The sequence below is a fragment of the Chitinilyticum piscinae genome, assembly GCF_015223195.1.
GTDB lineage: Bacteria > Pseudomonadota > Gammaproteobacteria > Burkholderiales > Chitinibacteraceae > Chitinilyticum > Chitinilyticum piscinae.
Window position 1 is genome coordinate 313,578 of record NZ_JADFUA010000002.1, and the last position, 12,549, is coordinate 326,126.

The 12,549-nt window shown below is 63.7% G+C and carries 11 protein-coding genes; 3 read left to right on the forward strand and 8 right to left on the reverse strand.

Annotated features, from left to right (window positions below):
- The first annotated feature begins 1 nt into the window (after position 1).
- Entirely contained in the window at positions 2-1,195 is a 1,194-nt protein-coding gene (locus tag INR99_RS05330) for a DUF418 domain-containing protein (protein WP_194115288.1), read from the forward strand.
- A 162-nt stretch (positions 1,196-1,357) separates the two neighbouring features.
- Here the strand turns inward: INR99_RS05330 and nirD are convergent, their stop codons facing one another.
- Positions 1,358-1,678, reverse strand: coding sequence for a nitrite reductase small subunit NirD (gene nirD, locus INR99_RS05335; protein ID WP_194115289.1), 321 nt, complete (start codon positions 1,676-1,678; stop codon positions 1,358-1,360).
- Positions 1,678-4,227 carry a nitrite reductase large subunit NirB gene (gene nirB, locus INR99_RS05340; protein ID WP_194115290.1) on the reverse strand — a complete coding sequence of 850 codons (2,550 nt, stop codon included), beginning with the start codon at positions 4,225-4,227 and terminating at the stop codon, positions 1,678-1,680. Before nirB ends, nirD begins: the two co-directional genes overlap by 1 nt.
- Before the next feature lie 492 nt (positions 4,228-4,719).
- On the opposite strand from nirB, the gene INR99_RS05345 reads away from it, so the two are divergent.
- Positions 4,720-5,022: a hypothetical protein gene (locus tag INR99_RS05345; protein WP_194115291.1), complete on the forward strand. Its 303-nt coding sequence runs from the start codon at positions 4,720-4,722 to the stop codon at positions 5,020-5,022.
- Positions 5,023-5,154: 132 nt separating this feature from the next.
- Positions 5,155-6,315 carry an HD-GYP domain-containing protein gene (locus INR99_RS17770; protein WP_194115292.1) on the forward strand — a complete coding sequence of 387 codons (1,161 nt, stop codon included), beginning with the start codon at positions 5,155-5,157 and terminating at the stop codon, positions 6,313-6,315.
- Between the two features lie 4 nt (positions 6,316-6,319).
- Here the strand turns inward: INR99_RS17770 and INR99_RS05355 are convergent, their stop codons facing one another.
- Genes INR99_RS05355 through INR99_RS05380 form a run of 6 tightly spaced genes read right to left on the reverse strand, consistent with a single transcriptional unit; the run spans position 6,320 to position 12,528 of the window.
- A complete protein-coding gene (locus INR99_RS05355; RefSeq protein ID WP_194115293.1) occupies positions 6,320-7,450 on the reverse strand; it encodes a PQQ-dependent sugar dehydrogenase in 1,131 nt (376 codons plus the stop codon).
- Positions 7,426-7,914: a Ni/Fe hydrogenase gene (locus INR99_RS05360; protein ID WP_194115294.1), complete on the reverse strand. Its 489-nt coding sequence runs from the start codon at positions 7,912-7,914 to the stop codon at positions 7,426-7,428. Before INR99_RS05360 ends, INR99_RS05355 begins: the two co-directional genes overlap by 25 nt.
- Positions 7,911-9,410 carry a Ni/Fe hydrogenase subunit alpha gene (locus tag INR99_RS05365; protein WP_194115295.1) on the reverse strand — a complete coding sequence of 500 codons (1,500 nt, stop codon included), beginning with the start codon at positions 9,408-9,410 and terminating at the stop codon, positions 7,911-7,913. Before INR99_RS05365 ends, INR99_RS05360 begins: the two co-directional genes overlap by 4 nt.
- Positions 9,411-9,425: 15 nt before the next feature.
- The gene (locus INR99_RS05370; RefSeq protein WP_194115296.1) at positions 9,426-9,968 is read right to left on the reverse strand and encodes an NADH-quinone oxidoreductase subunit B family protein; all 543 of its coding nucleotides are present in this window, start codon (positions 9,966-9,968) and stop codon (positions 9,426-9,428) included.
- Positions 9,965-10,696, reverse strand: a complete 732-nt coding sequence (locus INR99_RS05375) for a 2Fe-2S iron-sulfur cluster-binding protein (RefSeq protein ID WP_194115297.1) — start codon at positions 10,694-10,696, stop codon at positions 9,965-9,967. Before INR99_RS05375 ends, INR99_RS05370 begins: the two co-directional genes overlap by 4 nt.
- Entirely contained in the window at positions 10,693-12,528 is a 1,836-nt protein-coding gene (locus tag INR99_RS05380) for an NAD(P)H-dependent oxidoreductase subunit E (RefSeq protein ID WP_194115298.1), read from the reverse strand. Before INR99_RS05380 ends, INR99_RS05375 begins: the two co-directional genes overlap by 4 nt.
- Positions 12,529-12,549: the final 21 nt, after the last annotated feature.

Sequence of the window (12,549 nt, forward strand, 5' to 3'; positions counted from 1 at the left end):
CATGAACAAAACGACTTCAGTCCGGGAAAACCATGTTGATGCGCTGCGAGGCTTCGCTTTGCTCGGCATCGTCATTGTCAATAGCGGTGCAATGGCATCGGCCTGGTACGGCAGTGGCGCAATGGCTCCGGCTTTTTCCGCTCCGCTGGATCAATGGGTGCGCGGGCTGATTGCTGCCCTGTTTGAAACCAAGTTCTACCTGCTGTTTTCCTTCCTGTTCGGCTACAGTTTCACCCTGCAAATGGCGTCCGCCGCGCGTGAGGGGGCCGATTTCATGCCCCGTTTCCTGCGCCGCCTGGCCGGGCTTGCGATATTCGGCCTTGTGCACGCCGTGTTCTTGTTTCAGGGCGATATTCTGTTTACCTACTCCCTGCTCGGTGCTGCGCTGCTCTGCCTGCGCGGCATAGCGCCCCGTACTGCGCTGAAGCTCGCTCTGGGCTTGTGGCTGTTTACCATGCTGGCCTGGGCCGCGCTTGCCGCACTGAGCAGCCTGGCCCCGCAAACGATGGATGTCGCCGCCCTCAATGCTCAGGCAAGCGCCGCCACCGCAGCCTATCAGGGGAGCCCGCAGGCCGTGATCGGGCAACACGTGCGCGACATCGAACAGGGCATCGCGCTGGTGTTGCTGCTGATACAGGCACCTTGCGCCTTTGCCTGCTTCCTGCTGGGTTTCGCGGCTGGCCAGTCCGGCTTTCTGAATCGTCTTGCAGCTGATCCGCTTCGTCTGTGCAGGGCGTTCTTCCGGATGCTCGTCCCGGGTTTGCTGGGAGCGCTGGCTTATGTGTACCTGGAGCGCCAGGCGACTACAGAGCATCAAGCCTTGTTTGCCTTGGCCATTGACCTCGCGACAGCACCCTTTCTCAGTGCCGCATGGGCGCTGGCTTTGCTGTGGAGTTTTCACACGGCCCGCGGCGCCCGCCTGGAAGCGGCGCTGGCACCTGCCGGCCGCCATGCCTTGACGCACTACCTCGGACAATCCCTGATCGGCGCGCTGATTTTTACCGGCTGGGGGGCGGGCCAGATCGGTCTCTGGTCACCGCTGGCCATCCTGGCCTTGGCTGGGGCTGTCTGGTTGCTGCAGGTCGTTCTGTCCAGGTTCTGGGTTTCTCGCTTCGCCTATGGCCCTGCGGAGTGGTTGCTGCGCTCGCTGACCCTTTGGCGCAGGCCGCGCTGGCGACTGCAAGCGGCAAGCTGAGACAGCGGCTCCGGCATACCCGCTAACCGGTGTGCCTGCGGCCACCGGAAAGACTCCATGCGGGATGCAGGCGAGCACAAAGCCGATGGCTGCTGGATGGCGGCAAACTGCGCTTACCCATGCACTGGCTCAATGGAGCATCTTCACCATTGCCCATGCGCATCAGTTCTGGACTTCGATACGCCCGTCGCTGACCCGCACGGCATAGCTCGCCACCGAGTAATCGCGGTTTTCCAGGCACAGGCCGTCGCGCAGGCGAAAGCGCTGTTTTTTCAGCGGGCTGGCCACCCACAGCTCGCCCTGATGCTCGCAGATCAGCCCGCGCGAGAGCACGCTGGCCTCGGCAAACGGGTCGATGTTGGCGATGGCGTAGACGGTGTCATCCGCATGCGGGCGGAAGATGGCGATCTGTGCATCGCCCACCAGCGCACACACGCCAGTGCCGGGGACGATGGCCTTGAGTTCACACACGGTGGTCCACATTACACGGTCTCCACGGGTTTGATCGGGATGATCTTGCGTTCTGCCGGGCTGGCCGGGCGGTGCTGAGCGCGTGCCGGAACAAACTGCACATTCGGGTCGTGCGCGGGACTGTTGATGAAGTGGGCAAAGCGGGCGTGCTGGCTTGTGTCTTCGACGGTCGCTTTCCACTCGCATTCGTACTTGGCGCGGACTTCGGCCATGTCGGCTTCCAGTTGTGCCCCCAGCTCGAGCCTGTCGTCCACGATCACTTCGCGCAGGTAGTCGATGCCGCCGTCGAGGCTTTCCAGCCAGGTCGCGGTACGCTGCAGCTTGTCGGCGGTGGTGGCATAGAACATCAGGAAGCGGTCGAGATAGCGCAGCAGCGTGTCGTGGTCGAGATCGCTTGCCAGCAGGTCGGCGTGGCGCGGTTTCATGCCGCCGTTGCCGCCGACAAACAGGTTCCAGCCGGCGTCGGTGGCAATGATGCCGACGTCCTTGCCCTGGGCTTCGGCACATTCGCGGGTGCAGCCGGATACGCCGAATTTCATCTTGTGCGGTGTGCGGATGCCCTTGTAGCGGTGCTCCAGCTCGACGCCCAGGCCAACGCTATCCTGCACGCCAAAGCGGCACCAGGTACTGCCGACGCAGGTTTTCACCATGCGCAGCGACTTGCCGTAGGCCTGTCCGGTTTCAAAGCCGGCGTCGATCAGCCGGCGCCAGATTTCCGGCAGGTCGCCCTTGTGTGCGCCAAACAGACCAATGCGCTGTGCGCCGGTGATCTTGGTATACAGCTGGAAGTCTTTCGCTACCTGGGCTACTGCCAGTAACCCCTCGGGGGTAACCTCACCGCCGGCCATGCGCGGAATCACCGAGTAAGTGCCGTCCTTCTGCATGTTGCCGAGGAACACGTCGTTGGTGTCCTGCAGCGGGGTGTGCTCGGGCTTGAGGATATAGTCGTTGTGTACCGTCGCCAGAATCGACCCCACCGTCGGCTTGCACACCTCGCAGCCATAGCCGTGGCCGTGTTTCGCAATCACTTCGCCGAATGTCTTCAGGCCGCCGACTTTCACCAGGTGGAACAGCTCCTGGCGTGAGTGCGGGAAGTGCTCGCACAGGTGATTTTTCACCTCGATGCCCTGCTTGGCCAGCTCGGCATTGAGCACCTGGGCAATCAGTGGCACGCAGCCGCCGCAGCCGGTGCCGGCACCGGTTTCCGCCTTGATTGCGGCCACCGTATGGCAGCCGGCGGCAACCGCGTCGGCAATGCGCTGTTTGCTCACGTCAAAACAGGAGCAGATTACGGCCGAAGCGGGCAGGGCATCGACGCCCATCGCCGGCTTGGCGCCGGCGTAGGCCGGCAGGATCAGCGTATCCGGGTGTTCGGGCACCGGCAGATCGTTGAGCTTCATCTGCAGCAGTTGGCCGTAGTCGTCCACATCGCCGACCAGCACCGCGCCGATCAGTTTCGTGCCATCGGGCGAGACGACGATTTTCTTGTAGATGCCCGCCTGATCGTCCTGGAAGATGTAGTTGCGGCTGCCCGGCGTTCTGCCGTGCGCGTCGCCGATACTGCCGACCGATACGCCCAGCAGTTTCAGCTTGGCGCTCATGTCCGCGCCGGTGAAGTTCAATTCCTTGCGGCCCAGCAGGTGGTCGGCGGCGACCTGCGCCATCTTGTAGCCCGGCGCCACCAGGCCGAAATACTGGCCGTGCCACGACGCGCATTCACCAATCGCGTAGATGTCCGGATTGCTGGTCACGCACTGGTCGTTGATGACAATGCCGCCACGCTCGGAGACAAACAGCCCGCTGTAGCGCGCCAGCGTGTCCTGCGGCCGGATGCCGGTGGAAAAGACGATCACATCGGTATCCAGCGTGCTGCCGTCGGCAAAGTTCAGCCGGTGCAGGCCGGTGCGCCCGCCGTGCATGGCGATGTTCACCGTATTGCGGCTGGTGTGTACCGATACACCCAGCGAATTGATCTTGCGGCGCAGCATCTCGCCGCCCATGCGATCCAGCTGCTCGGCCATCAGCACCGGCGCATATTCAACCACGTGGGTATCCAGCCCCAGCGCCTTCAGCGCGCCGGCGGCTTCCAGCCCCAGCAGGCCACCGCCGATCACCACACCGCTCTTGCCCTGCTTGGCGGCGGATTCGATGGCGTTCAGGTCTTCGATGGTGCGGTAAACAAAACACTCGTGGTGCGCGCTGCCGGCAATCGGCGGCACCCACGGATACGAGCCGGTGGCCATCACCAGCTTGTCATACGGCAGGATCTTGCCCTTGTTCGAGTGCACCTGTTTTTGCGCGGTATCGATCTGCTTGACCGCCTCGCCGACCAGAACAGAAATGCCGTACTTCTCGAAAAAGCCGGGCTTGACCAGCGACAAGTCTTCGTCGGTGTGGTGCGAGAAATAGGAGGACAGGTGCACGCGGTCGTAGGCGACGCGTGGCTCGGCACAGAAGACGGTAATGTCGAAGGCGGCCGGGTTGCCTTTCTCGCACAGCTCCTCGAGAAAACGCTGGCCGACCATGCCGTTGCCGACGACGATAAGGCGGGTTTTTGCCATGCTGCAGCTCCGCGATGTGAACGCCAAAATAAAAGAATGAACCCATCTTAAAGCCGCGCAGGCGCAGAAAATTGATGCAGACTAAGATTGGCCCGCCACCCCTGCTACGGGTCTAGTCATTTGGAACTAGAGAGCGATTGCCGTCTCCGCCGGGCGGGCTAGGGTGAGCTTGTCGGTATTGGGGAATGGCTGTGGACGGGTATGCGTCTGTAGCAATCAATAGAATTGATCTGCAGGCAGATGGGGTGATGTGTATCTGCCTTGGCCAAGTGTCGCCCTGCAGACAGCCGATGCGATAATGAGGCATCCGGCCTGAATGGGCTCTGGTGAGAGGAGGCACGCTGCTGCGGCAAATACCGCAGTTGTTGAGCCATAGCGCGGCCAGTATTGACCTGAGATTCGGAGAAACGCAGTGGCTTTTGGGCCACCATTTTCCACCGTTTTCGCCTATAATCGCGCCTTTTTCGGCCTTTTCGCCCATTCTTACGCATCATGAATCATCGCCAGCAGAAACTGAAACGCCTCGCCCTGTCCATGCAATCCCGTGGCAGCAAGCCCCTTGCCGCTTCGGTGGTGGTTGCCAAGCCTGTCCTCCAGCCGGCCGTAAAGGTCGAGGCGATTGTCGCCAGTGCCGGGGCCCGCGTGACGACCAGCAAGGATTACGCCGAAGCTGAGGGTATCAGCGTGTCCACCGCGCGCAGCCGACTGGAAAAACTGGTAGCCGCCGGCGAAGCCAGCCGTGCCGACGTGGTGCGCGATGGTGTGCGCTGCATCGAGTACACCCTGCTGGGCTGATTCTGTCCCGCCGCAGCCACAGACCGCCTCATGGGGCGGTTTTTTTGTGCCGCTTGCGGTTGCTGGCTGGCAAAGCGGCGCGTGTTGAGCCATTACTTGAAGTGGGTTGGCATGGGATGGGGTGCGTTCACGATGGCAGAGCAAGGCAAAACCGGTTTGCCCTCGTCCTTTGTGCGGGTCGGGGAGGCGCTGCCGGTCGATGTCTATCACAAGAGCGGCATCCTGCTGCTGAAGAAGGGGCATTTCGTGCTCAGCCCGGAGCAGCGCAGTGTGCTGGTGAATGCCGGGCAGGGGGATGCGGCGGAAGTGGCGGCACTGCTGGAGCAGGACCGCGAGCGGCGCGAGCTGGCCGAGCGTACCCGCCAGCGCCAGCGCGAGGCCGAATCCCGGCCGCCCAATCCCTTGAGCGAGTTTGCCTTTCTGCTGCGGCGCGGCGAGGGGCTGCTGCAGCACGGGCTGGCGCTCCCGGGGCTGGGGCAGGCCCTGCAGGCGCTGACAAATAGCATCATTGCGCTGGCGCACCAGCAGCCTGATGGTGCGCTGGCGGCCCTGCTGCTGGTGCCCGGGCAGCATCCGGCAGCGGATCATGCGGTGCGGGTCGCGTTGCTGCTGGCCCTGCTGGGGCGGCGCCTCGAACTGGATGAGACACGGCTGCACAGCCTGTGTGCGGCCGGCTTGACGATGAATATCGCCATTACGCCACTGCTGGCGCGGCTGGAAGGGCGGGTGGACCAGATGACGCCCTGGCAGCAGGAGGAGATGCTCACACACCCGCTGACCGGCTCGGCCATGTTGCGTGAGGCAGGCATCGATGACGAACTCTGGCACCTGCTGGTGCAGACGCATCACGAGCAATGCGATGGCAGCGGCTTTCCGCAGGGCTTGCATGGCGACGAGGTGCCGGCTCTGGCATCACTGATCGCGCTGGCTGATCGCTACGATGAACGGGTCAGTGTCGGGCAACAGTTGCCGGCACAAGTGCTGGGAGCGCTGTTTCGCGGAGGCGAAGCAGGGGTTGATCCTGCCCAGGTCAGCCTGTTGGTGCGCGAGCTGGGCATTTATCCGCCCGGCAGTTCTGTGCGGCTGGCCAGCGGCGAGCTGGCGGTGGTGACGCAGCGCACCGGGCGCGCGAATGCCCCGAAAGTTGCTGCCTTGCGCAAACAGGATGGCCCGCCCTATGTGCAGCCGCTGCTGCGTGAAACACGGCAATCGGCATGGCAGGTGGTCGAAGCTGTCGCCGCCGCGGAGCTGCGGGTGAAGCCGGGTTTCTTGCTGCCGCTGTGGCAGCGTTGAAGTGTTAGCGCGGCACAGGGGACAAGCGCAGCAGCGCGCCGTCCTCTTCGTCGGTGAGCAGGTAAATCAGCCCGTCCGGCCCAGTACGCACATCGCGGATGCGGCCATAGCGGTTCTGCAGTAATCGCTCTTCATGGATGACCCGATCACCATCGAGCTCCAGTCGCACCAGCATCTGGTATTTCAGTGCGCCGGCAAACAGATTACCCCGCCAGGCCGGAAAGGCGCTGCCTGCGTAAAAGGCCAGCCCGGATGGAGCAATCGAGGGTGTCCACTGGTGGATGGGCTGCTCCATGCCGGCCTTGGTTGTGCCTTCGCCGATCTTGCTGCCGCTGCCGTAATTGGCGCCGTACGTGATCACCGGCCAGCCATAATTGCGGCCGGCGCGCAGGATATTCAGTTCGTCGCCACCCTGTGGCCCGTGCTCGGTTGCCCAGATTTCGCCTGTCTGCGGGTTCAGTGCGGCGCCCTGCATATTGCGGTGCCCCAGGCTGTAAATGGCCGGATGCGCACCTTTGCGACCGGCAAACGGGTTATCGGGTGGATAGCGGCCATCATCCAGCAGTCGAATACTTTTGCCTGCCAGATCGTCCAGCTGCTGAGCGCGCTGCATTTCGCCACGCTCGCCCTGGGCGATGTGCAGGCCGCCTTGCTTATCGAATACCAGTCGCGCTCCGTAATGCACGTCCGAACTGCCTGCGGGTTTCTGGCGATAAATCTGCTGCAGTTGCGTCAGCCGTAGCACACCAGCATCGTCCGTCAGTTTGCCGCGCACGACCTGCGTACTGCTGCCGCGATCTTCGGCACCGGCATAGGCCAGATACACCCAGCCGGTGCGGACAAAATCGGGATGCAGCGCGACATCCAGCAGGCCTCCCTGACCACGGGCGATGACCGCCGGTGTGCCGGCGACCGGCTCTGGCTGCAGCAGGCCGTCACGGCCAAGCAACCGCAGCCGTCCCGGGCGCTCGGTAACGAGCATGCGGCCATCCGGCAGGAAGGCAAGGCTCCAGGGGTGGGTGAGCCCACGGGTGAGCACGCTGACTTCAAAGCGGACTTTCTCGCTTTGCATCACGTCACCAGCACACGCCACGGCGCTGGTCAGCAGGCTTAGCAGGAGCAAGATGTGCGGCATAGCTGCAGTTCCTTGGAAATCAATTCGCAGGCTGCCAGCCAGCCGGCTTCGAGCGCCTGTTTGCCGGCCTGGCTTAAACCGCTACCAAGCTCGAATGTATTGCCCTGCAGCTCAATGAGGATGGCGTGTGGAATGCGGATACCCAGGAGTGTATCTGCATACCACAATAGCTCGGCCGGTGTGGCAGCATGACTGGCCCAGCAGGCTGGCGCTACCGGAGCGAGCAGGCTGCAGCGGCAGGGCTCACTGATGCGAAGACTCGCATCGGCCAGGATCAGCAGGTGGCGGTCGTACAGATCGCAGGCGTGTTCGGGGCTGAGCTGGAAATCCTCAAGCACCTCAACCTGTTCCTGCAGGCCTTGCTTCCCAAGCCAGTCGGCCAGCCGTGCTGCCAGCAAGGGCCCGAGTGCATCGTCGCCGCGCGCCGGGTTGCCATAGCCGAAAAACAGGATGGGCGCGGTCATGGCAGAGCCCGGCTGAACTGGCCGTCGGCATGGCGGATCAGCTGGCTGACGGGCTGGCCGTCGGCGGCCAGCGCTTCGACGATCAGCGGCATCTGCCCCAAGGCATGCGTGGCACACGACAGGCAGGGATCGTAGGCGCGGATGGCGACCTCGATGCGGTTGAGCAGCCCTTCGGTGATGGTGCGCCCGTCGAAATACTGCGCCGCCACGCCGCGCACGGAGTCATTCATGCCGCGGTTGTTGTGTGTGGTCGAGACAATCAGGTTGGCACAGGCAATCGTGTCGTCCTCGGCGAGACGGTAGTGATGGATCAGTGTGCCGCGCGGGGCCTCGATCACGCCGACTCCTTCGCGCAGCGTGTCGGATGACTCGCCCATGACCTCGCTGCCGGTGAGTTCGGGGGCATCCAGCAGCTCGCGGATGGTTTCCGCGCACATCAGCGTATCGATCATTCTTGCCCAGTGCTGTGCCAGCGCCGCCTGAACCGGTTTGCCGCCGCCATAATCGCTGAATTCGCGTCGCGCCGCTTCAGCCAGCGGCGTGGGCAGGACATCGGCATTGTTGATGCGCGCCAGAGGCCCGACGCGGTAATAACCGCCGTCATGCCCGAAGGGCGCGAGGTAGGGGAATTTCATGTACGACCAGGGCTTGACCTCTTCACGGATCAGATCGCTGTAGCGGGCCGGGTCGTGCCCGTCGACGATGAGTCGCCCTTCGGCATCCTTGACCCGCAGGACGCCGTCATACAGCTCGGCGGCCCCATCAGCTGTCACCAGCGACAGAAAGGCCGAGCGGGTGGCCGCGAAGTTGCGGTATTCGGCCTCATTGGCCAGATACTGGTCGCGCGCCAGCTGCAGGCTGGCTGCGCACCAGTCGATGATCGTGTCGATGTCCTGCTGCATGCTGGCACGAGCCGCGAGGCTCAGTGGGTGCAGAAAGCCGCCGGGAGCACTGCCGGTACCATGCACGCGCTTGCCGGTCAGCAGCCGGATGACTTCCTGCCCGTATTTGCGGATGCGGATCCCGCGCAATCCCAGTTCCCTGTTCGTGGCCAGCACGCCGAAGACATTGCGCTGAGCCGGGTCGGCGTCAAAGCCGAACAGCAGGTCGGGGGATGCCAGATGGAAAAAATGCAGCGCATTCGATTGCAGCACCTGTGCGTGATGCAGCAGGCGGCGCAGCGCCTTCGCCGTGGGGGTAATGGCGGAGGAGCCCAGTACAAAGGGATCACAGGCCTTGGAGGCTGCCAGCAGGTGGCTGACCGGGCAGATGCCGCACAGGCGCTGCACCAGTGTCGGCACTTCACGGAATGGCCGCCCCTGGATGAAGCGCTCGAAGCCGCGGAATTCGACAATATGCAGCCGGGCCTGCTGTACGCGGCCGGCATCATCCAGCAGCAGTGTTACCTTGCCGTGCCCCTCGACGCGGGACACGGGTTCGATCACCAGGCGCTGCAAGCCCTCGGGCTGGCTGGCCTGTTCCAGATGCTCGTGCATGGCGCGCCTCCCTTGTCAGTCAAAACGCCGCAGGGCGTACTCCAGTGCCGGTGGCTGCCCCGCGATGATGGCCGTCAGCAGCGCGTGAAATGCAGCTGCCGGTGGCGGACAGCCCGGCAGCACATGATCGATGCGGACGACTTCGTGCAGCGGGTAGACGCGATCCAGCAGCAAGGGCAGCTCGGGGTCGTCCGGTACGCCGGCCGCTTCGATTCCCGGGCCGTGCAGATAGGCTTCACCCAGGCACGCCGCCAGCGGGATGCCGTTGCGCAGTGCAGGCACGCCGCCCGTGAGCGCACAGGCGCCGACGGCTACCAGAATCCGGCAGCGGCTGCGGAATTCGCGCAGCGTGTGCACATTTTCGGCGTTGCAGACGCCGCCTTCGATCAGGCCGATGTCGATGCCGTCCCCGGCGAGGTGCTTGATGTCGGTGAGCGGGCTGCGGTCGAGCTCGATCTGTTCGGCCAGCCCGGCCAGTTGCTCGTCCAGATCGAGAAATGACATGTGGCAGCCGAAACACCCGGCCAGCGAACAGGTTGCGATGCGCAGCTTGCTCATGGCATTTGCTCCGGGGAGGGAGGATCGGGCGGTGCATTGTGCGCAATATCGCGGAGATCGTACTGGCGAGCCCCGATGGGGCGGAGGTAGGCCTCGCGTTTCGGAATCAGTGCGCCGGTGGGGCAGATGCGGGCGGCAACATCGTCTGCGCTGAAATCACTGTCGCCGAGCAAGCCGCTTTCGCTATTGACCACCACCCGGGTGCGGGAGCCGCGCCCGGCCAGCCCGAAGACTGCCTTGCCGTCGCTCTCGAGGCTGGCGCGCACGCACAGTTCGCAGGCAATGCAGCGGTCGCGGTCAAGCAGCATGTCGGGGTGCGAGGCATCGAGCTGGCGCAGCGGGTAGAAGTGCGGATAGTGCGAATCGGTCATGCCGACGTGATAGGCCACCGCCTGCAGCTGGCAGTTGCCGCTCTTTTCGCAGTGCGGGCAATAGTGGTTGCCTTCGACAAACAGCATCTGCACGAGGCGCCGCCGCATCGCGGTCAGTTCATCCGTATCGTTGTCGATCTGCATGCCCGGTTGCACCGGCATCGTGCAGGCGCTGCCGAAGCGGCCGTTGATTTTGACCGTGCACAGTTTGCAGCTGCCGCGCGGACGGTAATCCGCGTGATAGCACAGGTGCGGGATGTAGATGCCTGCCTGTGTCGCGGCCTCCATGATGGTCTGGCCGGGTTCGAAGCGGATGTTCTCGCCGTCGAGCACAAAGGTAAAGTCATTGCCATTCATCGTCGTGCTCCTGCGCCCTCGCTGTTGACGATGCAGCCGAGCTCGTCACAGCGCTGGCCAAGATGTGCTGCAGCGTCATCCCGCCGGCTCAGCTCCCGTGCTGGCGCCAGTGCACCATCGAGATCGAAGCCCGGCACGAAATCCAGCGAGGTCAGCCGCGATTCGTACAACGGGCGCATGCGCTGCAGCGTATCGAGCAGCGGATTGGCGCAGGTCTGGCCCAGCCCGCAATGGCTCATGCTGCGGATGGTGCTGGCGGTTTCGGCAATATCGGCCAGCTCGCGGGCGCTGGCATGGCCGGCCATGATCTTGTCGATCGACTGCCTCAACAACTGGGTGCCGACCCGGCAGGGTGTGCAGAAGCCGCAGGATTCGCCGGCAAAGAAGTGCGTGAAATTCTGTACCACGGCGAGCATGTCCCGGCTGCGGTTGAACACCATGAAGGAACCTCCCGTGGACAGATCCTCGAAGCTGATGGCGCGGCCGAATTCCAGCGGGGTAATGCAGGTGCCGGATGGACCGCCAACCTGAACAGCCTGGGTATCTGTCGCTCCGCAAGCATCCAGAATGGTTTGCACGCTAACCCCAAACGGGTATTCGTAAATCCCCGGGCGGGCGACATCCCCGCTGACCGACAGCAGCTTGGTGCCCGGCGAATGCCGCGTTCCCGATGCGAGAAACCAGTCGGCACCATTGCGCGCGATCAGGGTGGTTTTGACAAAGGTCTCGACGTTGTTGCAGATGGTGGGCTGGTGCAGGTATCCGTGAGTGGCGGTATAGGGCGGGCGGGTACGCGGTACGGCGCGCTGGCCTTCCAGCGACTCGATCAGTGCACTTTCCTCGCCGGCGACATAGGCTCCGGCCCCCAGATGGATGTCGATGTCGAAGTTGAAGTCATGCCCCAGAATCTGGTGCCCCAGCAGGTGCTCGGCACGACGGCGTGCCAGTACGGCCACCAGATGCGGATACAGCCAGCCGTATTCGGCACGCAGGTAGAGAAAACCCTGCTCGGCACCGATCACGTATGCGCCCAGTGTCATGCCCTCGAAGACCTCATCGGCAAAGCGGGTTAGCAGGGTGCGGTCCTTGAAGGTACCGGGTTCGCCTTCGTCAGCGTTGCACACGACGTAGTGTGCCTTGCCCGGTGCGTCGCGGCTGACACGCCACTTCAGTGCCGTACGAAACCCTGCACCACCGCGCCCGCGCAAGCCCGAGCGGTCGATTTCCTTCAGCAGTCGCTCCGGTCCCTGCTGGAATGCCGCCTGCAGGGCCCGCCCGGGCTCACTGCGTGCGGCGAGTACCGGGCCTGCCAGCCGCAGCGATTCTTCCACCTGAAACCAGTGCGCTGGCCAGGCATCGAGTGGCTCGGCGGCATTGATGCGCTCGGCAATTTCGCCTGCCAGGGCAGGCGTGAGCCGCGTAATGGGGCGCCCGTTGACCAGCAGCGCGGGCCCCTGGTCGCACAGTCCGGTGCACGAGGTGTAATCCAGGTGGACACGCCCGTCGGCGCGGGGCTGGCCGCGCCTGACCTGCAGGTCTTGCTGCAGCACGGCCATGATGCGCTCGTTGCCGAGCATGCGATCCGTAATGTTGTCGGATAGATAAATCCGGTAGTCGCCCAGCCGCTCGGGCGAGAGAAAATGGTAGAACTCGACGACTCCGTGTACCTGCGCCTGCGGTACGTTCACTGCCTTGGCAATATAGTCGCGCACCGCTGGTGGACAGCCGCCGTAGTCGTGCTGAATGCGGACCAGGATCTGCACCAGCCTGAGCGGATCACGCCGGTGTTCGTCGAGAATCCTGTTGATCTGCCGGTAATCGACGGCCTGCATCACTACGCTCCCTGAGCCTGA